We start from the raw sequence: 431 nt of genomic DNA, 5'->3' as shown, positions 1-431 counted from the left end.
GATGATCCATTTGCGGACGGGCCTCCTCAGGCAATAATGCCAAAGCTTGCGGGACGGTTTTGTTCAACACATCCGCACCCAAACTGCCGCCCACCACCCAAACTTTCAGACGGCCTTGACGGTTTTTAAAGCGTTCCTCGGGAACAGGCAATGCCGCAATATCGGCACGGACAGGGTTACCCACCAATCCGCCTTAATGTTGAAAGGCTTTGGGGAAAGCGTACAGAACACGTTTTGCCCAACGCGACAGTTGGCGGTTGGACAAACCAGCTACGGCGTTTTGCTCGTGAATCACAATCGGCACACCGGAAATTTTTGCCGACAAGCCGCCGGGGAAAGTAACGAAACCGCCAAAACCGATAACGCACTCGACACGGTGTTTCTTAATAATCTGCTGCGCCGCGCGGACGGTTTTATACAGCGTAGACGGC

At 53.8% G+C, this 431-nt stretch carries 1 pseudogene; it reads right to left on the bottom strand.

Annotated features, from left to right (window positions below):
• Nucleotides 1-431: pseudogene (locus ACTHTY_RS12205) on the bottom strand (glycosyltransferase); the annotation flags it as partial.

The organism is Neisseria sp. P0019.S002 (assembly GCF_051957155.1).
Classification (GTDB): domain Bacteria; phylum Pseudomonadota; class Gammaproteobacteria; order Burkholderiales; family Neisseriaceae; genus Neisseria; species Neisseria perflava.
Note: the sequence above shows the minus strand (reverse complement) of the source record. Positions and strands in the feature narration are given on the sequence as shown.